At 67.7% G+C, this 21,334-nt stretch carries 19 protein-coding genes and 1 other RNA gene; 8 read left to right on the top strand and 12 right to left on the bottom strand.

All coding sequences use genetic code 11. The features are described 5' to 3' along the window. Nucleotides 1-68 precede the first annotated feature (68 nt). Entirely contained in the window at nt 69-1,367 is a 1,299-nt protein-coding gene (locus tag LG306_RS06180; protein ID WP_404419040.1) for a dicarboxylate/amino acid:cation symporter, read from the top strand. Here the strand turns inward: LG306_RS06180 and LG306_RS06185 are convergent. From LG306_RS06185 to LG306_RS06200, 4 genes are all read right to left on the bottom strand, one after another. Then, a complete protein-coding gene (locus LG306_RS06185; protein WP_404419042.1) occupies nt 1,357-1,635 on the bottom strand; it encodes a DUF1294 domain-containing protein in 279 nt (92 codons plus the stop codon). The two genes, LG306_RS06180 and LG306_RS06185, sit on opposite strands and share 11 nt — an antisense overlap. Before the next feature lie 70 nt (nt 1,636-1,705). Next, nucleotides 1,706-5,005: a carbamoyl-phosphate synthase large subunit gene (gene carB, locus LG306_RS06190; RefSeq protein ID WP_404419044.1), complete on the bottom strand. Its 3,300-nt coding sequence runs from the start codon at nt 5,003-5,005 to the stop codon at nt 1,706-1,708. A gap of 25 nt (nt 5,006-5,030) precedes the next feature. Continuing rightward, the gene (locus LG306_RS06195; protein ID WP_235559244.1) at nt 5,031-5,345 is read right to left on the bottom strand and encodes a ribonuclease E inhibitor RraB; all 315 of its coding nucleotides are present in this window, start codon (nt 5,343-5,345) and stop codon (nt 5,031-5,033) included. Nucleotides 5,346-5,481: 136 nt separating this feature from the next. Continuing rightward, the gene (locus tag LG306_RS06200) at nt 5,482-6,183 is read right to left on the bottom strand and encodes an HAD family hydrolase (RefSeq protein ID WP_404419046.1); all 702 of its coding nucleotides are present in this window, start codon (nt 6,181-6,183) and stop codon (nt 5,482-5,484) included. A gap of 41 nt (nt 6,184-6,224) precedes the next feature. Between LG306_RS06200 and LG306_RS06205 the strand changes: the two genes are divergently transcribed. Together LG306_RS06205 and LG306_RS06210 are read left to right on the top strand one after the other, a co-directional pair. Beyond that, a complete protein-coding gene (locus LG306_RS06205) occupies nt 6,225-6,935 on the top strand; it encodes an SDR family NAD(P)-dependent oxidoreductase (RefSeq protein WP_404419048.1) in 711 nt (236 codons plus the stop codon). A gap of 50 nt (nt 6,936-6,985) precedes the next feature. Beyond that, the gene (locus LG306_RS06210) at nt 6,986-8,257 is read left to right on the top strand and encodes a S41 family peptidase (protein ID WP_404419050.1); all 1,272 of its coding nucleotides are present in this window, start codon (nt 6,986-6,988) and stop codon (nt 8,255-8,257) included. A gap of 1 nt (nt 8,258) precedes the next feature. Here LG306_RS06210 and LG306_RS06215 read toward each other — a convergent pair whose 3' ends face one another. From LG306_RS06215 to tkt, 5 genes are all read right to left on the bottom strand, one after another. Continuing rightward, complete coding sequence (locus tag LG306_RS06215; protein WP_404419052.1) at nt 8,259-8,501, bottom strand: YbdD/YjiX family protein; 243 nt, start codon at nt 8,499-8,501, stop codon at nt 8,259-8,261. Next, on the bottom strand, nt 8,485-10,572 hold the full coding sequence (locus LG306_RS06220; RefSeq protein WP_404419054.1) for a carbon starvation CstA family protein: 2,088 nt from the start codon (nt 10,570-10,572) through the stop codon (nt 8,485-8,487). The genes LG306_RS06215 and LG306_RS06220 overlap by 17 nt, the downstream gene beginning before the upstream one ends. Nucleotides 10,573-10,813: 241 nt before the next feature. Beyond that, nucleotides 10,814-12,016, bottom strand: a complete 1,203-nt coding sequence (gene purT, locus LG306_RS06225; RefSeq protein ID WP_404419056.1) for a formate-dependent phosphoribosylglycinamide formyltransferase — start codon at nt 12,014-12,016, stop codon at nt 10,814-10,816. Between the two features lie 11 nt (nt 12,017-12,027). After that, complete coding sequence (locus LG306_RS06230; RefSeq protein ID WP_404419058.1) at nt 12,028-12,567, bottom strand: hypothetical protein; 540 nt, start codon at nt 12,565-12,567, stop codon at nt 12,028-12,030. 221 nt (nt 12,568-12,788) lie between these two features. Beyond that, entirely contained in the window at nt 12,789-14,738 is a 1,950-nt protein-coding gene (gene tkt, locus LG306_RS06235; RefSeq protein WP_404419658.1) for a transketolase, read from the bottom strand. Between the two features lie 136 nt (nt 14,739-14,874). Here tkt and LG306_RS06240 point away from each other — a divergent pair, with 136 nt between their 5' ends. The 5 genes from LG306_RS06240 to LG306_RS06260 all read left to right on the top strand — a co-directional run bounded on the left by LG306_RS06240 (nt 14,875) and on the right by LG306_RS06260 (nt 17,124). Next, a complete protein-coding gene (locus LG306_RS06240; RefSeq protein WP_404419060.1) occupies nt 14,875-15,123 on the top strand; it encodes a hypothetical protein in 249 nt (82 codons plus the stop codon). Beyond that, a complete protein-coding gene (locus LG306_RS06245; protein WP_404419062.1) occupies nt 15,123-15,446 on the top strand; it encodes a cell division protein ZapA in 324 nt (107 codons plus the stop codon). The genes LG306_RS06240 and LG306_RS06245 overlap by 1 nt, the downstream gene beginning before the upstream one ends. A 63-nt stretch (nt 15,447-15,509) precedes the next feature. After that, a non-coding RNA gene (ssrS, locus tag LG306_RS06250) (6S RNA) lies at nt 15,510-15,670 on the top strand. Nucleotides 15,671-15,719: 49 nt separating this feature from the next. After that, on the top strand, nt 15,720-16,292 hold the full coding sequence (locus tag LG306_RS06255; protein ID WP_404419063.1) for a 5-formyltetrahydrofolate cyclo-ligase: 573 nt from the start codon (nt 15,720-15,722) through the stop codon (nt 16,290-16,292). A gap of 10 nt (nt 16,293-16,302) precedes the next feature. Beyond that, complete coding sequence (locus LG306_RS06260; RefSeq protein ID WP_017504752.1) at nt 16,303-17,124, top strand: TIGR00282 family metallophosphoesterase; 822 nt, start codon at nt 16,303-16,305, stop codon at nt 17,122-17,124. A 15-nt stretch (nt 17,125-17,139) separates the two neighbouring features. On the opposite strand, the gene LG306_RS06265 is transcribed toward LG306_RS06260, so the two are convergent. The 3 genes from LG306_RS06265 to LG306_RS06275 all read right to left on the bottom strand — a co-directional run bounded on the left by LG306_RS06265 (nt 17,140) and on the right by LG306_RS06275 (nt 21,303). Beyond that, entirely contained in the window at nt 17,140-18,705 is a 1,566-nt protein-coding gene (locus LG306_RS06265) for an alkaline phosphatase D family protein (protein WP_404419065.1), read from the bottom strand. A gap of 27 nt (nt 18,706-18,732) precedes the next feature. Beyond that, nucleotides 18,733-19,845, bottom strand: a complete 1,113-nt coding sequence (locus tag LG306_RS06270; protein ID WP_404419067.1) for a glycosyltransferase family 4 protein — start codon at nt 19,843-19,845, stop codon at nt 18,733-18,735. 72 nt (nt 19,846-19,917) lie between these two features. Then, nucleotides 19,918-21,303 carry a cytochrome P450 gene (locus LG306_RS06275; protein WP_404419069.1) on the bottom strand — a complete coding sequence of 462 codons (1,386 nt, stop codon included), beginning with the start codon at nt 21,301-21,303 and terminating at the stop codon, nt 19,918-19,920. Nucleotides 21,304-21,334: the final 31 nt, after the last annotated feature.

Here is a 21,334-nt window from a genome sequence, read left to right on the forward strand (position 1 = left end):
CATGAACTGTCAGCGACCGACAGAAGGTTTGGCGCGCGCGATGCGCCAAGCGGTGCTAGCGCTATGGCATGAGCCAATCCCGCATCGCCGCCTTCTTCACCTCCCTGAGCTTTTTCGTCATCGCGGCCCTGGTCGCCGGCGTCGTCGTCGGCGCCCTGGCGCAAGGGTCGCAGGCCGCCTGGCTGACCGGCGCCCTGGGCATCGTCGAGAGCCTGGGCCAGGTGTGGCTGAACGCCCTGCGCATGACCGTCATTCCCCTGGTGTTCAGCCTGCTGGTGACCGGCATCGTCTCCATCGCCGATGCGGCGGCGACGGGCCGGATCGCGGTGCGGTCGCTGGTGGTGTTCGCGGTGCTGCTGGTCGGGGCGACGATCTATGCGATCCTGGCGGGGCTGGGCTTGCTGGCGGTCTGGCCAATCAATCCCGAGGCGGGGCGTGGCCTGCTGGCGGGCGTCAGCGCCGAATCCTTGGCGACCGTGGGCGAGGCGGCGCGCACGGATGGCCTGCGCGCCTTCCTGGCCAGTCTGGCACCGGCCAATGTCATCAAGGCGGCGTCCGACGACGGGGTGCTGGCGGTGGTGGTTTTCGCCGTCGCCTTCGGCTTCGCCGCAACGCGGATCAAGGCCGAGCTGCGTCGGCCCCTGGCCGGCTTCTTCGAGGCCGTGGCCGAGACCATGGTGGTCATCGTCCACTGGGTGCTGCTCGCCGCGCCGTTCGGAGTGTTTGCACTGGCGCTGGGCGTGGGTTTGCGCGCGGGCCTGGGGGTGGCGGGGACGCTGGCCCACTATGTCGCCATCGTCTGCCTCAGCCAGATTGGGCTGATCCTGATCATCTATGTCGTGGCGATCGTGTGGGGACGGATTTCGCTGGCCCGTTTCGCGCGCGCCGTGGCCCCGGCCCAGGTCGTCGCCGTCTCGACCCAGTCGTCGCTGGCCAGCCTGCCGGTCATGATTGAGCGCGCGCGCGACTGGCTGGGCGTGCCGCAGACGTCGGCGGGTCTGGTGCTGCCGCTGGCGGTGGCGGTTTTCCGCATCACCAGCCCCGTCGCCAACCTGGCGGTCTGCCTCTATGTGGCGCAGTTGCACGGGGTGGAGCTGGGGCTCGGCGTGCTGATCGCCGGCGGTCTGACGGCCATCGCCGTGTCCATCGCCTCGGTCGGATTGCCAGGTCAGGTCAGCTTCTTCGCCGCCATCGGCCCCATCTGTCTGGCCATGGGCCTGCCGCTGGGCGTGCTGCCGCTGCTGCTGGCGGTCGAGGTCATCCCCGACATCTTCCGCACCGTCGGCAACGTCACCGCCGACCTGGCCGCGACCCGGATCGTGGCCGGCGAGGATGGGGCGGGCGAAGACGGTCGCGCTACAGAATGACCCAGGCGGCGGCGCCCACAAGCAGGACTAGGTGAAGCAGGACGACCAGGCCGAACTGCGTCCCGAACGGCTCCTTGCGGGTCTTGTGGCGTAAGATTTGCTGACCCATCCACGCGCCCAGCCCGCCGATCAGGCCGAACAGCAAGAGCGTCGATTCCGGCGTGCGCCACAGGCCGGCCTTGGCGCGCTGCTTGTCCCTGGCGAAGGCGAGAAACCCCAGCACTTCGCCGCACAGGATGGCGATCAGGGCGAGGTCGAGATTGGACATCGGCGCATCTCCGGCGTTCGGCCGCTACAGCCTTGCAGCGTGCGGCCGAAAACCGGAGATTTCGTCAACGTCAGGCGTAGTCCTGGATCGCCCGAACATCCAGGTCGCCGGCCTTGATCGCGCCGATGGCCTGGGCCGCGGCCAGGGCGCCGGCGGTGGTGGTGTAGTAGGGCATCTTCATCATCAGGGCGGTGCGGCGTAGGCTGAAGCTGTCCTGCAGCGACTGCTTGCCCGAGGTGGTGTTGAAGACCAGCTGGACCTCGCCGTTCTTCATCGCGTCCACGATATGCGGGCGGCCTTCCAGCACCTTCTTGACCAGCTTCACCTCCAGCCCCTGCTCGACCAGATAGGCATGGGTGCCGCCGGTGGCCATCAGGCTGAAGCCTTCGGCCAGCAACGTCCGGGCGGCGTCGACGATGAAGGGCTTGTCCTCATCCTTGACCGAAATGAAGGCGCAGCCCGAGGTCGGCAGGGTGGTCCCACCGCCGATCTGGGACTTGGCGAAGGCGCGGGCGAAGGCGGGGGCCATATCGGCCTCTCCCGGCCGTTTGAAATCCAGGCCCATGACCTCGCCGGTCGAGCGCATTTCCGGGCCCAGGACGGTATCCACCCCGGCGAAACGGGCGAACGGGAAGACCGCTTCCTTAACCGCGATATGGTCGTAGGGCTTGTCCGTCAGACCGAACGACTTCAGCGGCACGCCGGCCATGACCTTGGCGGCAATCGAGGCGATGGGCTGACCGATGGTCTTGGCCACGAAGGGGGCAGTGCGGCTGGCGCGCGGATTGACCTCCAGCACGAAGATGCGCGGGCTTTCGCTGTGCGGCTCCTCGATGGCGAACTGCACATTCATCAGGCCACGCACCTTCAAGGCCTTGGCCATTTCGGTGGTCTGACGCTTCAACTCGTGCACGATCTCGGGCCGCAACGAGAAGGGCGGCATGGAGCAGGCGCTGTCGCCCGAGTGGACGCCGGCTTCCTCGATATGTTCCAGGACGCCAGCGACGAAGACCGTCTCGTCGTCGCAAAGGGCGTCCACGTCCACCTCGGTGGCGCGGTTCAGATAGTGGTCGATCAGGACGGGATCGTCACCCGAGACGCGCATGGCCTCGTGGACGTATCGGTCCAGTTGCTCGCGGTCGTGGACGATCATCATGCCGCGACCGCCCAAGACGTAGGAGGGGCGCAGGACGACGGGGTAGCCGACCTCTTCGGCCTTCCGCGCGGCCTCCTCGGCCGAACGGGCCAGGCCGTTGGGCGGCTGGCGCAGGCCGATGCCTTCCAGCATCTGCTGGAAGCGTTCGCGGTCCTCGGCCAGGTCGATGGAGTCGACGCTGGTGCCCAGGACGGGGATGTTGTCCTCCTGCAGGGCGTGGGCCAGCTTCAGCGGGGTCTGGCCGCCGAATTGGACGACGCAGCCGATCAGCTCGCCGTTCGAGCGCTCGACCTCGATCAGCTCCAGCACGTCCTCGGCCGTCAGCGGCTCGAAATACAGGCGGTCGGAGGTGTCGTAGTCGGTCGAGACGGTCTCGGGGTTGCAGTTGACCATGATGCTCTCGACGCCGATCTGGTCGAAGGCGAAGGCCGCGTGGCAGCAGCAGTAGTCGAACTCGATCCCCTGGCCGATCCGGTTCGGACCGCCGCCCAGGATGATGGCCTTCTTCTTGTTCGTCGGCTCGGACTCGCACTCGGGGATTTGGCCCAGAGCGCCGGTCTCATAGGTCGAATACATATAGGCGGTGGCGCTGGCGAACTCGGCGGCGCAGGTGTCGATCCGCTTGAACACCGGACGGACGTTCAGGCCGCGACGAGCGGTCCGGACGGATTTTTCGCTCTGGCCGGTCAGCTGAGCCAGACGGGCGTCGGAGAAGCCCTTGGACTTCAGGCGGCGGAACTCGGTCGGGTCGGTCGGCAGGCCCTTGACCCGCACATGGCCTTCCTCGCGCACGATGTCGGCGATCTGGCGCAGGAACCAGGGCTCGTAGGAACAGGCGGCTTGGACCTCTTCCACCGTCAGCCCGTGGCGGAAGGCCTGGGCGATGACGCGGATGCGGTCGGGGGTGGGGACGCCCAGGGCGCGGACTACGGCGGCGCGGGCGGCGGAGGCGTCCTCGACATCGGCGACGCCGTCGATCTCGATCTCGTCGAAGCCCGACAAACCGGTCTCAAGCCCGCGCAGGGCCTTCTGCATCGATTCCTGGAAGGTGCGGCCGATGGCCATCACTTCGCCCACCGACTTCATCGAGGTGCCCAAGAGGGGCTCGGATCCCGGATATTTCTCGAAGGCGAAGCGCGGGATCTTCGTGACGACATAGTCGATCGACGGCTCGAAGCTGGCCGGCGTGACCTGGGTGATGTCGTTGGTCAGTTCGTCCAGGGTGTAGCCGACCGCCAGACGCGCCGCGACCTTGGCGATGGGGAAGCCGGTGGCCTTGGACGCAAGCGCTGACGAGCGCGACACGCGCGGGTTCATCTCGATCACGACCATGCGGCCATCGGCGGGGTTGATCGCCCACTGGACGTTCGAGCCGCCCGTCTCGACGCCGATCTCGCGCAGCACATTGATCGAGCCGGTCCGCATCCGCTGATATTCCTTGTCGGTCAGCGTCAGGGCGGGGGCCACGGTGATGGAGTCGCCTGTATGGACGCCCATCGGATCGACGTTCTCGATCGAGCAGATGATGATGCAGTTGTCCGCAGTGTCGCGGACGACCTCCATCTCGTATTCCTTCCAGCCCAGGACCGATTCCTCGATCAGCACCTCGGTGGTCGGCGACAGGTCCAGGCCGCGCAGGACGATCTCCTCGAACTCCTCGCGGTTGAAGGCGATACCGCCGCCGGTGCCGGCCAGGGTGAAGGACGGGCGGATGACAGCGGGCAGGCCGACGAACTCCAGCCCCTCCAGCGCCTCTTCCATCGAATGGGCGGCTTTGGAGCGGGGGCTCTCCAGACCCAGCTTATCCATCGCGTCGCGGAACTTCTGGCGGTCCTCGGCCTTGTCGATCACCTCGGCCTTGGCGCCGATCATTTCGACGCCGTGCTTGGCCAGCGCGCCCGATTCATGCAGCGCCAGGGCGGTGTTCAGCGCGGTCTGGCCGCCCATGGTGGGCAGCAGGGCGTCGGGCTTTTCCTTGATGATGATCTTCTCGACCATCTCGGGCGTGATCGGCTCGATATAGGTGGCGTCGGCCACCTCCGGGTCGGTCATGATGGTGGCGGGGTTCGAGTTGACCAGGATGACCCGGTAGCCTTCCGCCTTCAGCGCCTTGCAGGCCTGAACGCCGGAATAGTCGAACTCGCACGCCTGGCCGATGACGATCGGGCCGGCGCCGATGATGAGGATGGACTTGATGTCTGTGCGCTTGGGCATCGCCAGCTCTTCTTCTTATTGAACGCTAGTGGGTCACGACCGCGCATTCCCAGCCGTCATACTCCAGCTGGAAGGCCGCGGCCCAGGTCTGCATCATGGCCGAGGTCGCCGCAAAAGACGCCTCGTCCACCGCCATGGTCGTTTCGAGCACCGTCATGTCGTCGGCGCCGCGCGTCAGAAAGCCGGCGCGCCGGGCGACTTCGTTCAGGTCGCCGTGGTCGCCCTCGCCATAGAAATAGAACAGCGTATGGCGCGGCGTCACGCCGCTGTCGCCCTGTTCGGCCAGCGCCGCGCGCACCATGGCGTCGCGTTCGTCATGACAAATGTCCGAGGCGTCCAAGGGAGTGCGTCGTCCTTCGTTCTCTGTCGTTCTCTACGCGCGCGAGAAGTCCCCGCAGAGCCTGGCCCTGCGACGCTCACGTCTGCTTGTCGGTTAAGCGGCCCGTTTAGAGAGGGAGGGGCCAGGGGGCAAGACCTTAAGCATCCGCGATCGCCGCGATCCAGTCGGGGAGTTCGTCGATGCGGGCGAGGGAGACGTAGCGGGGCTCATTCTCCGGGGCGTCGGCCAGTTCGTGGGCCCAGGTGACGGGGTAGGGGATGTGGACGCCGAAGGCGCCGGCGGCGATGGCGGGCAGGACGTCGGACTTCATGGAGTTGCCGGCCATGACGGCCTCGGCGGGGCCGGTTCCGTGGCGGGTGAAGACCCGCTCGTAGGTGGCGCGATCCTTTTCGGAGACGATCTCGACGGCGCTGAACAGGTCGCCCAGGCCTGAGGCGGCCAGCTTGCGCTCCTGATCCAGCAGGTCGCCCTTGGTGATCAGGACCAGACGGTATTTCTCGGACAGCTCGGCGACGACCGCGTCCACGCCGGGCAGGGTCTCGACCGGGTGGGCCAGCATCTCGCGACCGGCGGCCAAGATTTCGCGCACGACATGGGGCGGAGCCTCGCCGTTCGTCAGCTCCATCGCCGTCTCGATCATCGACAGGGTGAAGCCCTTAATGCCGTAGCCATAGAGCCGCAGGTTGCGTTGCTCGGTTTCGGCTAAACGCGCCTCGATAGTCGCCTCGTCGCCGTGGTCGGCCAGAAGATCGACGAACCGCGCATGGGTCAGGCGGAAGATCGTCTCGTTGTGCCAGAGGGTGTCGTCGGCATCGAGGCCGACCGTGGTGATGCTCATGCCGCGCCCCTATCATGGGACGAACGCGGAAGGGAGACGCGATGAACGGATCGGGTGTGGTGATCGGGGCGACGGGCGGCATCGGCCGGGCGATGGTCGAGCGGATCTTGGCGGACGGCGCGTTCGAGACGGTGTGGGCCGTGTCGCGGTCGGGCGCGGATGTGGCGGGCGCCCTAGGGCTGGCGGCCGATCTGGAGGATGACGCCAGTCTGACGTCCGCCGCCGAACGGATCGGCCAGGGACCGGTCCCAACCCTGATCGTCGTGGCGACCGGGGTGCTGCACGACGGACTTCAGCCGGAGCGGTCGTTTCGTCAGTTGGATGCGGAACACATGTTGCGGGACTACCGCGTCAATGCGGTGGGGCCGGCGCTGGCGGCGAAACATCTGCTGCCGCTGATGCCGCGCGATCGGCGGGCGGTGTTTGCGGCCCTGTCGGCGCGGGTGGGGTCGATCGCCGACAATCGACTGGGCGGCTGGCACGCCTATCGGGCGTCCAAGGCGGCGCTGAACATGATCCTGCGCAATCTGTCGGTCGAGATGGCGCGCAGCCATCCGCAGGCGGTGATCGCCGGTCTGCATCCGGGCACGGTGGCGACCGACCTGAGCGCGCCGTTCCAGAAGGGGGTGGCGCAGGGCAAGCTGTTCACGGCCGACTATTCCGCCGAGCGGCTGCTGTCCGTGCTGTCGAACCTGACCCCGGCCGACAGCGGCGGCGTCTTCGCCTGGGACGGGACGCGGGTGCCGGAATAGCGCGCAGTCGTGACTTGAGCGAAGCGGGCGACTGACGTCAGATGGAGTTCATGCATCTGAGCGTTTCTTCCCGGCTTTTCAGCCTTCTGTTGCTCGGCCTGCCGTTGAGTGGTCCGGCCGTGGCCCAACCGGTCGATTCGCTGGTTGTCGATCCGACCGTCGCCGCAGCGTCCTCGCGTGACCGCGTGAGGCTGAATCAGCGGGTGTTCGACCGGGTGTGGAGCGAGGTGCGGCGGGGCTATTATGATCCGACCCTGCACGGCGTGGACTGGAACGCCGCGCGGGCGACGTTCCGGCCCCAGGCCCTGGCGGCGAGCGACGAGCGGGGGCTGTACCGCGTCATCAATGCGATGCTGGATCTGCTGGACGACGGTCATGCGGCGGCCAGTCCGCCGGCGGCGGTGCGGCGTCAGGAGGCGCAGTTCGCTCGGCGCGCCGTCATGGGCCTGACCCTGATGCGGGGCGAGACGCCGGACGACTGGACCGTCGAGCGCATCCGGCCGGGCTCGCCGGCCGAGGCGGCGGGCGTGCAGATGGGCTGGGCCCTGAAGTCGGTCGATGGGAAGCCCTGGGGACCGGATGTCGAGACCTATGACGGGGTTCCGGTGCAGTTGGTCCTGACCGACGATGCGGGACAGAGGCGCGAGATCGCCCTGACGCCGCGGGTGATGGAGGCCATCGAGCCGTTCACAGCCGACAAGTCGCGGCCGGGGGTGCTGGTGCTGCGCGTCGAGCAGTTCGACAAAGGCCTGGGCGCCTGGATGGGCAGCGAGTTGGAAGGCCTGCCGCCGGATGTGGACGTGGTGTTGGACCTGCGTGGCAATCCCGGTGGGCGGCTGATGGAGGCGGAATCGGTCCTGACCTGTTTCCTGCCGCGCGATCAGGTCTGGGCGACGCGGACGGGGCGCAGCGGTCGGCCGGTGGTGCTGAGGGCGGCTGGCGACTGCGGCGATCGGCGCGATCCCCTGGCCAATGATGTGGCGGTTCTGGTGGACCAGGGCAGCCGCAGCGCCGCTGAACTGACGCCGGCCGCCTTGCAGGAGGCGCGGCGCGGCATCGTGGTGGGCGAGAAGACGGGGGGATCGGTGCTGATCGCCCAGGAGACTAATCTACCGGACGGCGGGCGGCTGACGCTGAGCCGGGCGGATTTCGTGACCTCGGGCGGGATTCGGCTGGAGAAGCGGGGGGTCACGCCGGACATCGCCGCGCCCCGCACCGTGGCCCAGCGCCGCGCGGGCGACGATCCGACACTGGAGACGGCGATCGCCGCCCTTCAGGCCGAGGATCGCGCGAGGGCCGACACCCCCGCCAGCGGCCTCTAGATCAGCAGCATTTGAACCCGCCGGCGCCGCCAAAGCGGCGCTGCTCGTGCAGGCGGAAGAAGGCGGTCTTGTCCAGCGGCGGCTGGTCGGGATGGGTCGCCGCCGCGTGATCGACATAGGCCTGATAGTCCGGCTGACCGATCATGGCGCCGGCCGTGCGCCGGACGCCGCGACCCCACCGCAGGGCGGCGTCGCGACACAGGCACAGCAGGTCGTCTTGCGACGGGTTAGGCACGGGCTGCATCCGCCGCCTCGTCGGCCGCCGTCAGTTGGTGGCTTTCCGGATATTCGCGGACCGTCGGGCGGTTGTTCGCATAGGCCTTGCGGCACGCCAGGACGCCATAGACGACCATGGTGACGACCACGAACAGGAAGCCCGCCGTCAGGGTCGAGTTGACGTAGTCGTTGACCACGATGCGGTGCATGTCGCCGATGCACTTGGCCGGGGCGATCAGTTCGCCGGCGCCCAGCGCCTCCTGATACTTGCGGGCGTGGGACAGGAAGCCGATGCGGACATCCGGGTGGAACAGCTTCTGGAAGCCCGCCGTCAGGGTGCAGATCAGCAGCCAGGTCGCGGGAACGACCATGACCCAAGCGAACTTCTCGCGCTTCATCTTGAACAGGACGACGGTGCCCAGGATGAGGGCGACGGCGGCCAGCATCTGGTTGGCGATGCCGAACAGGGGCCACAGGCTGTTGATGCCGCCAAGCGGATCCACCACTCCGGTATAGAGGAAATAGCCCCACAGACCGACCGTCAGGGCCGTGGCGACGACGTTGGCGCCCCACGACTTGGTCTCGCGCATCTTGGGCACGGCGACGCCCAGCAGATCCTGGATCATGAAGCGGCAGACGCGGGTGCCGGCGTCCACGGTGGTCAGGATGAACAGGGCCTCGAACAGGATGGCGAAGTGATACCAGAAGGCCATCATGGCCTTGCCGCCGATCACGCCGGACAGGATGTGCGCCATGCCGACCGCCAGGGTCGGGGCGCCGCCTGCGCGCGACAGGATCGAATGTTCGCCCACGTCGCGGGCCAGCTGCTCAAGCTCTCCGGGCGTGATGTGGAAGCCCCACTGGGCCACGGCGGCGGCGGCGGAGGCCGCATCCTTGCCGATGACGGCGACCGGGCTGTTCATGGCGAAATAGACGGCCGGGTCCAGAACCGTGGCGGCGATCAGGGCCATGACGGCGACGAAGCTTTCGCACAGCATGGCGCCATAGCCGATCATCGGGATCTGGGCTTCGTTCTCCAGCAGCTTGGGCGTGGTGCCCGAGGAGATCAGGGCGTGGAAGCCCGACACGGCGCCGCAGGCGATGGTGATGAACAGGAAGGGGAACAGGGCGCCGGCGAAGACCGGGCCGGTGCCGTCGATGAAGGGGGTGATGGCCGGCATTTGCAGGTGCGGGCGCACGATCAGAATGCCGACGGCCAGGGCCACGATCGCGCCGATCTTCAGGAAGGTCGACAGATAGTCACGCGGCGCCAGGAGCAGCCACACCGGAATGACCGAGGCGATGAAGCCATAGACCATCATCAGGATCGCCAGGGTCGGGCCGGTCAGGGTGAAGGCCGGGCCCCAGAACGGATCAGCCGCGATGTGGCCGCCGCCGATGATGGCCAGGATCAGCAGGACGACGCCGATCACCGACACCTCGCCCACGCGGCCCGGCCGCAGGAAGCGGGTGTACAGGCCCATGAAGATGGCGATGGGGATGGTGGCGGCGACGGTGAAGGTTCCCCACGGGCTTTCGGCCAGGGCCTTGACCACCACCAGGGCCAGAACCGCCAGGATGATGACCATGATCATCAAAACGCCGACCTGGGCGATGATGCCGGGGATGTTGCCCATTTCGGTGCGGATCATGTCGCCCAGCGACTTACCGTCGCGACGCGTGGACATGAACAGGACCATCATGTCCTGCACCGCGCCGGCCAGCACGGCGCCGACCAAAATCCACAGGACCCCCGGCAGATAGCCCATCTGGGCGGCCAGCACCGGCCCGACCAGCGGACCCGCGCCGGCGATGGCGGCGAAGTGGTGGCCGAACAGGACGTTCTTGGGCGTCGGCACATAGTCCAGCCCGTCGTTGCGGCGCATGGCCGGGGTCAGCCGCGCGGGGTTCAGCTGCATGACCTTGTTCGCCAGGTAGCGACTGTAGAACCGATAGGCGATCGCATAGGTGCAGACGGCGGCGACCACCATCCAGACCGCGCTGATGCTTTCGCCCTGATGCAGGGCGATGATGCCGAGGGACACCGCCCCCAAGATGGCGATGGCGCCGAAGATTATGGGTGTGCTGAGTTTGCCCACGACAGATCCCTCCCGGCCGGCTGACTGCGGCCCTCGCCCTTGGTTTGCACCACAATGCGGGACAAGGCCAATCGACTAAAGTCGTAGAAATACGTCTCCTCCCCATTCATGGGGAGCTCGCTCGAAGCGCAGCGGAGAGACGGAGGGGTTCTCCACAGCATCACGAGCGCCAATGGGACTTCAGGAACCCCTCCACCGCTTCGCGGCCCCCCTCCCCGCTAGCGGGGAGGAGACGGAGGTGTCAGTTCCGAACGACCTTGACCCGTCCGGCGGCTTCACGCGCGCGTTCGCGGGCCTGTTCAACGTCGGCGCCGCGGGCGACAGCCACGCCCATGCGGCGGCGCTCGAAGGCCTCGGGCTTGCCGAACAGACGCAGGTCGGCGGTCGGGACCGACAGGGCCTCTGCGACGCCCTCGAAGGCGATCCCTTGCGCGTCCATGCCGCCATAGATGACGGCGCTGGCGGCGGGCTCGCGCTGGGTCACGTCGATGGGCAGACCCAGGATGGCGCGGGCGTGCAGCGCAAACTCGGTTTGTGTCTGGCTGGCCAGGGTGACCAGACCGGTGTCGTGGGGGCGAGGAGAGACCTCGGAGAACCAGACCTGATCGCCTTTGACGAACAGTTCGACGCCGAAGACGCCGTAACCGCCCAAGGCCGCGGTGACCTTGGCGGCGATGTCCTGGGAGGCGGTCAGCGCAGCGGGCGTCATGGCCTGCGGCTGCCAGCTCTCGACATAGTCGCCCTTGACCTGGCGGTGGCCGATGGGCGCGCAGAAATCGGTGCGGGTCGTGCCGTCGGCGCCGCGCGAGCGGACGGTCAGCAGCGTGATCTCGAAGTCGAAGTCGATCCGGCCCTCGACGATGACGCGGGCCCCGGCGACGCGGCCGCTGTCTTGGGCGTAGGTCCAGGCGTCGGCGATTTCATCGGCGCCTTCGACGAAGGACTGGCCTTTGCCCGATGAGGACATGACCGGCTTGACGAAGTTGGGATAGCCGACGGCCTCGGCCCCGGCGGCCAGTTCCTCGGCCGAGCCGGCGAAGGCGTAGGCGCTGGTGGGCAGGCCCAGCGCTTCGGCGGCCAGTTTGCGGATGCCCTCGCGGTTCATCGTCAGCTGCACCGCGCGAGCCGTCGGGGAGACCGTCGCCATGCTGGCGGCCTCGATATCGGCCAGAACCTCGGTGGCGATGGCCTCGATCTCGGGCACGATGAAATGCGGGGCCTCGGCCAGGATGACGCCGTTCAGCACCTGGGCGTCGGTCATGGGGATGACGTGGCTGCGGTGCGCCACCTGCATGGCCGGTGCGTTGGGATAACGATCGACGGCGATGACCTCGACGCCGAGCCGCTGAAGCTCGATGGCGACTTCCTTGCCCAGTTCGCCCGAGCCCAGCAGCATGACGCGCACGGCGGTGTCGGAAAGCGGGGTGCCGAGTTTCATGATCATTCCGTGAAAATTTAGCGGGGGAAGCGGCGCCAGCGGCCATCGCGATGTGCGTTTTCAAGGGCTTCGACAAGCTCGGCCGCTGCTCCGTGTTTGCGGAGTTCGTTCGGCGGCATGACGACGGTTTCGGCGCAAGCCGAGGCCGCATGGGCCAAACCGACTACCTTTAGAGCCAGTCCGCCCTTCTCCGCGTCCAACCAGGCATCCAAAGGCTCGGTATCCAGCAAGACTTCGGCACAATCATCTTCGCCAGCTTGACGCCTTTGCGTGCTGGCCTGTTGGCCATACCAGACCTTGAGCGACCGAGATCTAAGAAGTTGGGGCCAGTGATCGGTGGCCTCGTAACGCGGCAAGGCCATGTTTTCGGGTAGCATCGTCGACCAATCGAGCGCCTCGCCAGTTGAGAGGTCGAAGGTCATCGACATCTGCTCCCAGTTCCCATGGGCGCCTCCGCAATAATCGCCCTTGGAGATGAGCAGGCTGATAAAACGTGGTCCTGTCATGGGGACTTCGACCAAACGTACCCACTCCACGTTGTCGTTTTCAGCCTTCATCGTGAGGCACTCTGATCGGCTCTCCCGATCCTGAGCGTCCCTGAGGTCGAGCCGACTATTGATCGCCCGAGCCTGCGGCGTATCGGCATTGATACGGGGCAGGGCCGCGAAACCGTCGGCGAGGTCTGGTGAGAAAGTCAGTGCGACCTGGGCGTCCGCTGCAGTCGACCGCCCGCAAGCGGCGAGTAGCGTAAGACACGCCAAGATCGCCGCGCGCCGCATTACAGCCGCGCCTTGACCGCCGCGACGATGGCGTCCGAGGTGATGCCGAACTTCTCGTACAGAACCTCGGCCGGGGCCGAGGCGCCGAAGCCGGTCATGCCGATGAAGGCGCCGTCTTCGCCGATGAAGCGTTCCCAGCCTTGCTTGATCGCGGCTTCCACGGCGACGCGGACCGTGCCGCGGCCGATGACCGAGGCCTGGTAGGCGGCGTCCTGCTGTTCGAACAGTTCGAACGAGGGGACCGAGACGACGCGGGTCGCCACGCCCTCGGCCTCCAGCGTCTCGGCGGCCTTCAGCGCCAGGGCCAGTTCCGTGCCGGTGCCGAACAGGGTCACTTTGGCCTCGCCGTTGGCGGCCTTGATCTCATAGGCGCCCTTGGCCGACAGGTTTTCGGTCGCGGCGACGGTGCGGACGGCCGGGGTCTTCTGGCGCGACAGGGCCAGGGCCGACGGCGCGGTCTTGGTCTGCAGGGCGATCTGCCAGCATTCCATGGCCTCGATGGTGTCGGCGGGACGGAAGACCAGCAGGTTCGGAACGGCGCGCAGCGCCGCCAGATGTTCGACCGGCTGGTGCGTCGGGCCGTCTTCGCCCAGGCCGATCGAATCGTGCGTCAGGACGTGGATGGCGCGCACGCCCATCAAGGCGCCCAGGCGGATGGCCGGGCGGCTGTAGTCGGAAAACACCATGAAGGTGCCGCCGTAGGGGATGACCCCGCCGTGCAGGGCCAGGCCGTTCATGGCCGCGGCCATGCCGAACTCGCGGATGCCCCAGTTGACGTAGCGACCTTCATAGGTCGGCGCATCCAGGATCGGCGTGCCCTTGACGAAGGTGTTGTTCGAGCCGGTCAGGTCGGCCGAGCCGCCGACCAGTTCGGGAATGGCGGCGAACAGTTCGTCGAGCGCCGCGCCCGAAGACTGGCGCGTCGCCTGGGCCGGCTGGGTCTCGACCAGTTCGGCGATCTTGGCGTTCAGGGCGTCGAAGGCGGCCTCGGGCAGGTCGCCCTTCATGGCGCGGGTGAAGTCGGCGGCCTGGGCCGAGGCGGCGAGGCGGGCTTCCCACTTCTTGCGGTCCTTGGCGCCGCGACGGCCGACCTTCTTCCAGGCGTCGGCGATCGTCTGGGGCATTTCGAAGGGATCGTGATCCCAGGCCAGGCCGAGGCGCGTGGCGGCGATCTCGGCGGCGCCCAGGGCCGCGCCGTGGGTCTTGTGGCTGCCTTCCATCGTGGCGGCGCCCTTGCCGATCTTGGTCTTGCAGGCGATCAGGGTGGGCTTGTCCTGACGCATGGCCCACTTCATCGCGCCCTTGATGGCGTTCATGTCGTGACCGTCGATCGCCTTGACCGCCCAGCCCGCGGCCTTGAAGCGAGCCTTCTGATCGGTCGCATCCGACAGGGAGACCTTGCCGTCGATGGTGATCTCGTTGTCGTCCCACAGGACGTGCAGCTTATTCAGCTTATAGCGGCCGGCAAGCGCGATGGCTTCCTGCGACACGCCTTCCATCAGGCAGCCGTCGCCGGCGATGACCCAGGTGCGGTGATCGACCAGCTCGTCGCCATACTTCGCCGCCAGATGGCGTTCGGCCATGGCGAAACCGACCGAGGTGGCCAGGCCCTGGCCCAGCGGGCCGGTCGTGACCTCGACGCCCGGCATATGGCCGTATTCCGGGTGGCCGGCGGTCTTGGAGCCCCACTGACGGAAGTTGGACAGTTCTTCCTTCGTCGCGCCCTTATAGCCCGTCAGATGCAGCAGGGCGTAGATCAGCATCGAGCCGTGGCCGGCCGACAGGATGAAGCGGTCGCGGTCGGCCCAGTCGGGGCGCGAGGCGTCGAACTTCAGGAAGCGTGAAAACAGCACCGTGGCGACGTCGGCCATGCCCATCGGCATGCCGGGGTGGCCGGACTTGGCCTTCTCGACGCCGTCCATGGCGAGGACGCGGATGGCGTTCGCCATCTGCTCGTGCGTGGCCTTTGGTGCGGTTTTGGCGTCGGTCACTGTGGAGACCTCTGTTGGGAAGGCGGAAAAAGGGGGCGCGCCCCTTTACCCCGGCGCGTCGTCGGCTTCTATACGGAATCTAAAGGAGCGACCGATGGCAGACGCCACCACGGCCGCACGGGCGCGTATCGATCGCGCCCTGGCCGAACTGGAACGCAAGATTTTGGAGCTGAAGGCGCGGCCCGCCTCGGCGCCCGCGATCGCGGATGACGATCTGTTCGCGCCGCGTGCCGATGCTCAGCGGGTCGCCGAACTGGAGGCCGCCGGGCGCGAGGCGTCCGAGGCGCTGGGCCGCGCCGCCCAGGCCGTGCGCGAAGTCCTGGCCGAAAGCGAGGCCGGCTGATGGCGACGGTGACGGTCGAGGTCAACGGTCGCCCCTATGCGGTGGGCTGCGCCGACGGGCAGGAAGAGCGGGTCCGCATCCTGGCGAAACAGTTCGACAACCAGGTGCGCCAGGTCGCAGGCGACGTGGGCCATGTCGGCGATCTGCGGCTGTTTCTGATGTCCGCGCTGATCCTGGCCGACGAACTGCATGAGGCGCGGCTGAACGCCGGCAAGGCGGGGCCTTCGTCAGCGACAGCCCCGGCTCCGGCCGTGACGGACGGGGTCGCCGAGGCGCTGAACGCCGTCGCCGCGCGGATCGAAAAGATCGCCCAAAACCTGTAGTCGATTATTCCGCTGCGGATGCTGGCGTCGGGGCCGGCGAAGGCCTATCTTGATCGACGGCGGGTCTTGCTGCGGCTCACGTCGAAGACAACATATCCTTCTGACCTTAATTCACTCATAGGGATCTGTCCCTGTCCGGGCTCGAGGGCTTGGGCATACGGAGCCCACCTGGCTACCCAGGTCGAGAGGATTTAAACGTTCTTCACGGTTCGCGCGGCGCCGCCACCTTCCTCTCTGTGATGTGCTATCGCTCGCCGCGCGGCGGCTCCCTGCATGAGCACGCGTAGGGGCGGTTCGATGATCCAGGACAAGCACGAACTTCGATCGGCCGCCCGCGCCTTGCGCAAGCGTCTGGCCGAGGCCGACCCGCTGGCCGCCAGCCGGGCGGCGGACCATGCCGATGCGCTTCCTGCCGCTCGAATCGTCGCTCTCTATCGCGCCATGGGGTCGGAGCTGGCCACTGACGCCTTGGCTGCGGCGCTGGAGGCGGCGGGCCGCCGGCTGTGCCTGCCAGTCGTGGTCCAGCGCGACGCGCTGATGGAGTTCCGCGCCTGGTCGCCCGGCGAGCCGCTGGAGATGGACGCCGCCGGATGCCCCGCGCCGCTGCCGCTGGCCGAGGTCGTCACGCCGGACCTGATCCTGACGCCGCTTCTGGCCTTTGACGATCAGGGCGGGCGATTGGGGCAGGGCGGCGGCTATTACGACCGGACCTTCGCCGCGCGACCCGACGCCATCCGCATCGGTTTCGCCTATGCCGGCCAAAGGGTCGAACGGCTGACGCTGGAGCCGCACGACATTCGACTGCATGGCGTTCTGACCGAGACCGGCTATACGGCTTTCGAATGAGACCTTTCGCATGAGACTGGCATTTTTCGGCGACGTCATCGGCAAGTCTGGCCGTGACGGCATCAGCGATCATCTTCCGGGCCTGAAGCGGGACCTGAAACTCGACTTCGTGGTCGTGAATGCGGAGAACGCCGCGGGCGGCTTCGGCATCACCGAGAACACGGCGCGCGAGTTGTTCATGGCGGGCGCCGACTGCCTGACGCTGGGCAACCACAGCTGGGACCAACGCGAGGCCCTGACCTATATTGTGCGCGAGCCGCGCCTGATCCGGCCGGCCAACTATCCGCGTCTTATGGATGCGCCAGGCGCTGGGGCCAATCTGTTCGAGACCCATTCGGGGCGCACGGTCCTGGTCATGAACGTGCTGGGCCGGGTGCACATGGACCCGATGGACGATCCGTTCGGGGCAGTGGAGCGCGAGCTGGCGGCGGCGCCGCTGGGCGCGGTGGCGGACGCCGTTATCGTGGACATGCATGCCGAGGTCACGTCCGAGAAGATGGCGATGGGCCATTTCTGCGACGGGCGCGCGTCGCTGGTGGTCGGCACCCACACCCATGTGCCCACCGCCGACTGCCAGATTCTGCCGGGCGGTACGGCCTATCAGACCGACGCCGGTGGCTGCTGCGACTACGACAGCGTGATCGGCAACGAGAAGGAAGAGCCGCTCCGCCGTTTCACCACCCGGATTTCGGGCGGCCGCTACATGCCGGCCTCCGGCCCGGCGACCGTGTGCGGGGTCTTCGTCGAGACGGACGACCGGACGGGGCTGGCGACGCGGGTCGAGCCGATCCGGGTCGGCGGGCGGTTGTCTCAGGCGATCCCGGTCGTCTGATCCGGCTCCGACCGCTCAGGCGGTTGTAAGGGTGTTCGAGCCGGCCTCGATCACCATGGTCTGGCGCAGGCTGAGCGTCCCGTCGCGGTCCGACACCTTGTCCAGAACCTTGAACTGGGTGGTCCAGAGGTTGGGCGTCGCTTCGCAGACCATGTAGCCGCGCTGAGAGTTTCGGAACTTCAGCTGGGGATTGGCCGCCATGAACGCCTCGTAGTCGGAGCCGCGATCCGAGCCGTCGCCGCGCGAGCTGATCGAGGTGCCGACGAACTCGACCGCGATGGGCGCGCCTTCCGGCTGGCTGCCGTCCAGCCACAGGCCGCCGGCGTAGTTCTGATGTTCGTCGCCGGTCAGGACCACCACATTGTCGATGCGGCGGTCGCGGATGTGGCGCAGCAGGCGATTGCGGGGCACGCGATAGCCGGCCCAGCTGTCGGTGTTGACCCCCTGGCCGCCTGAGGTGTTGCGGTTCAGGTCCATCATCATGACCTGCTGGGCCAGGGCCTTCCAGCGGGCCTTCGAGCGATCCAGATTGGTCAGCAGCCAGGCCTCCTGAGCGTCGCCCAGCACCTGGGCCGCCGTCGCCTCTATGCCGGGGCAGGTGACGTTGAAGCGGCCGCCGCAGGGCTGGTCCGAGCGGAACTGGCGGGTGTCGAGGAAGGCCACGTCCAGCAGGTCGCCGTACTGGGCCCGGCGATAGGCCTGCATGGCGGCGCCGCGCGGGAAGGCCGACTTCCGCATCGGCATGAACTCGTAGAAGGCCTGCATGGCGGCGGCGCGGCGCAGCAGGAAGACCTCTGGCGGAGAGCCTTCCTGGTCTGTGTCGCCGACCCAGTCGTTGTCGACCTCGTGGTCGTCATAGGTGCAGAACCAAGCCGCCGAGGCGCGCGAGGCCAGCAGGTCCGCATCCATCGTGTACTGGGAATAGCGGCGGCGATAGTCGTCGAGGCTGTAGACCTCTCCACCGAGGTGGACGCGCGTATTGTCCAGCGGGCCGGCGGCCGACTGATAGATCGGGTCGCCCCGATTTTCGTAGATGTAGTCGCCGTAGCAGAAGATAAAATCCAGATCCTCCGCCGCCATCTTGCGGTGGGCGGTGTAATAGCCCTGCTCATAGGCCTGGCAGCCGGCGACGCCGAAACGGACGGAAGCCGGCGAGGCGCCGACCAGCGGGGCGGTCTTGGCGCGGCCCACGCCGCTGCGTTCGGTCCCGCATTGAAAACGATAGAAATAGGGGCGGGCCGGCTCCAGCCCTTCGACCTCGACGTGCACGGAGTGGCCCAGTTCTGGTCGCGCGATCGCCTCGCCGGAGCGGACGATGGTGTTGAAGCCCCGGTCGGCAGCGACCTCCCATTTTACGGCGACAGGCGCGCGAGGCATGCCGGAGCCATAGGCGAGGGGATCGGGCGCAAGTCGCGTCCAGATGACGAAGCCGTCCGGCAGAGGATCGCCGGCCGTGACGCCCAGTCGAAAGGGGTTGGTGTCGAAGACAGCCTGGGCCAGGGCGGGGCCGGTGTGCGACAGCGCCAGGCCTCCCCCGAAGGCGGCCAGCATCGAACGGCGAGAGAGGGCGAGTGTCGTCATCGAAGGCTCCCGGACTTCAGGCCGGCTCTATCGCGGCGATGTGACAGATTTCCGAGCGGCATGTTCAGCCGTCGATCGGCGTCGGTCCCTCACAACCTGCCTAACCTGCTTCAGTTCGGCGGCGCGGCGCTGCGGCGTATGAACATCCATGACGTAGCGTTGTCCTGCGCGGGCCAGGGCGACGCGCTCCTCCGGGTTGCGGATCAGGCGGTCCATGGCTGACCGCAAGGTCGCAGGCGTTACGGCGTCGACATAGAGGGCGTGATCGCCGCTGGCCTCGCGAAGGCCGCCCCGGCCGGAGGAGATGAGCGCTGCGCCCGCCGCATGGGCCTCCACGGCCGTCAGGCCGAACGGCTCGTTCCAGACGGATGGCGTCAGGGCGATGGCGGCCATCTGCATCCGTCGCCGCACTTGGGCCAAGGGCGCTGACTTCAGCACCTCCACCCGGTCGCCATACCTCGCCAACGGCGCGACATGCCGGGCCGCCCAGCGCGCATGATCGTCCCAGTCGTTCAGCATCAGCACGGCGCGCCAGTCGGGGTGGGCGTCCAGAACGCCGGGAAGGGCCGCGCACAACACATCGATGCCTTTCTCCGGCATGGCGCGCCCGGCGAAGGCGATCACCGGCTGTCGATCCTCGGGCGAGGCCAACCACGCGCCGGCGTCGATGGGATTGGGCACCGCGAACGCCCGGTCGTGCAGATCGGGGAAGGTGCGCACAAAGGCGTCGCGCTCCGCCACGCTGACGAAGATCAGGCCGTCCAGCCGCTCATAACGCGCCCGATAGCGCCATCGATCGATAGGGTGGCGCGGCGGGCGCAGGGCGTTATGGCGATAGAGCAGATGCGGCGTGTCGGGCAGGGCCTGCTGCACCGTCAACGCCTGTTTCACCTGCTGATGATGTTCGATCACATCGGGCCGAAAGGCGCGCAGCCGCTCGATCAGGGTTGGCATGCGGCTGCGGCCGGTGGGCAGGGCGTCCACGCCCGGCGCCGGATCATCCTCCGCGCCCTGGCAGCAGAAGATGCGCGTCTCGCCGCCCTGACCGACACCCGCCATCGTCCGCACCACCGTCTCCATCGAGTTCGGCTGGGCTTTGGAAAACAGGCATCCCGGAGGGAGCAGGATGGCGGTGCGCAAGGGCGACCTCCAATGGGCAGATCGGCGCGACCTATAGACGGTTCGTGGCGGAACGGCGACGGCGCCGCTTGGTCAGACTCTGCGCCGCGCCCTCAGCCGCAATCGCATCGGCTCGCGGCTGCGCAGGGTGATCTGGTGGACCGGACGGGGTTCGACCGTGGTCAGGGCTTCGACATCGGCGACGCGAAGGATGGCGGCGAGCGCGATCATCGCCTCCTGCAGGGCGAAGGCGGCGCCGATGCAGACGCGGGGCCCGGCGCTGAAGGGGATGTAGGCGTAGCGGTCTATGGCCTTGCGGTTCTCGGGCAGGAAGCGCTCCGGCTTGAAGGCGTCGGGGTCGTCCCACAGCAGCTGGTGACGCTGGAGGATCCACGGCGAGATGATGACGGTGGCGCCGGCCTTGATCGTCTGTCCGCCGATCTCGTCGGCGGCCAGGGCCTTGCGGGCCATGGTCGGGGCGGGCGGAAACAGGCGCATCGTCTCCTCCAGCACGGCGCGGGTCCAAGGCAGGGCCTCGGCCCATTTCGGATCGGAGACGTCGAAGGCGTCGGCCTCGGCCTGGAGCCGGGCCAGATACTCGGGCTGGCGCGACAGCAGATGCAGGGTCCAGCCCAGGGCGCGGGCCGTGGTCTCGTGTCCCGCCAGAATGAAGGTCAGGATGTTGGCCGCGACCTCTTCGTCGGTCAGGCCGGGACCGCCGTTGTCATCCCTGGCCAACAGAAGCGCGCTGAGCAGATCGTCGGGCGGCGCGTCGCCGCTGTCGATGCGGGCGCGCCGGGCCTCGACCAGCTTCGTCACGCGCTGCTCGAAAAAGCGGGCCGAGCGGAAACTGGCCAGGCGGCCCAGGCGCGGGGCCCAGTCCGGCGCGCCCAGCACGTCCAGCGGATCGATGCGCGCGCCGTTGGCCAGAAACTGGTTCAGCGCCCGCTCGAACCCGCGCGCCTCGCCGCCCAGCTCGTCTGAGAACATGGTCGCCGACAGAATGTCGAAGGTCAGGCCCGACATCTCGCTGTCGATATCCAGCACCCGCCCGCGCGCCGACAGCGACCAGGCGGCCACGCGCGCGTGACAGACCTCGGCCATCCGGGCGTTCAGCGTCGCCATCTTGGCCGGGGTGAACAGGGGCGCGAGGATACGCCGGGCGCGACGCCAGACCTCGCCCTCGGTCAGCAGCAGGCCTTCCGCCAGCATCGGCCCCAGCACACGCCGTTGCAGATCGCCCTTCACATAGTTGGCGGCGTTCTCGGTCAGGACGTGCCGCACGCCCTCGGGATGGCTGACCACCAGGATTTCGCCAAAGGCCGAGGATCCATGCAGTTGCGGCTCGGTGAAATGCCGCTCGGACCACATCTGGATCGGATCGCGCCAGCTGATCCACAGGAAGGGCAGCAGCGACAGCGGTTTGCCCGCGCGCCGGGGCGGTATCGCCGGGCGGAAGGGTGTTGTTCCATCGGCCATGCGAAACAGTTAGGCGCTGCGTGCAGCCTTC

The sequence above is a fragment of the Brevundimonas vesicularis genome (genome assembly GCF_044807075.1).
Classification (GTDB): domain Bacteria; phylum Pseudomonadota; class Alphaproteobacteria; order Caulobacterales; family Caulobacteraceae; genus Brevundimonas; species Brevundimonas vesicularis_G.

What these genes read in the sequence shown, in the direction of transcription:
- LG306_RS06255 (WP_404419063.1), top strand. Translation starts at nt 15,720, where the DNA reads ATGAGCACGCGTAGGGGCGGTTCGATGATCCAGGACAAGCACGAACTT.
- tkt (WP_404419658.1), bottom strand. Translation starts at nt 14,738, where the DNA reads ATGGCGAACGCCATCCGCGTCCTCGCCATGGACGGCGTCGAGAAGGCC.
- LG306_RS06265 (WP_404419065.1), bottom strand. Translation starts at nt 18,705, where the DNA reads ATGACGACACTCGCCCTCTCTCGCCGTTCGATGCTGGCCGCCTTCGGG.
- purT (WP_404419056.1), bottom strand. Translation starts at nt 12,016, where the DNA reads ATGATCATGAAACTCGGCACCCCGCTTTCCGACACCGCCGTGCGCGTC.
- LG306_RS06200 (WP_404419046.1), bottom strand. Translation starts at nt 6,183, where the DNA reads ATGAGCATCACCACGGTCGGCCTCGATGCCGACGACACCCTCTGGCAC.
- LG306_RS06240 (WP_404419060.1), top strand. Translation starts at nt 14,875, where the DNA reads ATGGCAGACGCCACCACGGCCGCACGGGCGCGTATCGATCGCGCCCTG.
- LG306_RS06205 (WP_404419048.1), top strand. Translation starts at nt 6,225, where the DNA reads ATGAACGGATCGGGTGTGGTGATCGGGGCGACGGGCGGCATCGGCCGG.
- LG306_RS06275 (WP_404419069.1), bottom strand. Translation starts at nt 21,303, where the DNA reads ATGGCCGATGGAACAACACCCTTCCGCCCGGCGATACCGCCCCGGCGC.
- LG306_RS06180 (WP_404419040.1), top strand. Translation starts at nt 69, where the DNA reads ATGAGCCAATCCCGCATCGCCGCCTTCTTCACCTCCCTGAGCTTTTTC.
- LG306_RS06215 (WP_404419052.1), bottom strand. Translation starts at nt 8,501, where the DNA reads ATGCAGCCCGTGCCTAACCCGTCGCAAGACGACCTGCTGTGCCTGTGT.
- LG306_RS06210 (WP_404419050.1), top strand. Translation starts at nt 6,986, where the DNA reads ATGCATCTGAGCGTTTCTTCCCGGCTTTTCAGCCTTCTGTTGCTCGGC.
- LG306_RS06185 (WP_404419042.1), bottom strand. Translation starts at nt 1,635, where the DNA reads ATGTCCAATCTCGACCTCGCCCTGATCGCCATCCTGTGCGGCGAAGTG.
- carB (WP_404419044.1), bottom strand. Translation starts at nt 5,005, where the DNA reads ATGCCCAAGCGCACAGACATCAAGTCCATCCTCATCATCGGCGCCGGC.
- LG306_RS06260 (WP_017504752.1), top strand. Translation starts at nt 16,303, where the DNA reads ATGAGACTGGCATTTTTCGGCGACGTCATCGGCAAGTCTGGCCGTGAC.
- LG306_RS06245 (WP_404419062.1), top strand. Translation starts at nt 15,123, where the DNA reads ATGGCGACGGTGACGGTCGAGGTCAACGGTCGCCCCTATGCGGTGGGC.
- LG306_RS06230 (WP_404419058.1), bottom strand. Translation starts at nt 12,567, where the DNA reads ATGAAGGCTGAAAACGACAACGTGGAGTGGGTACGTTTGGTCGAAGTC.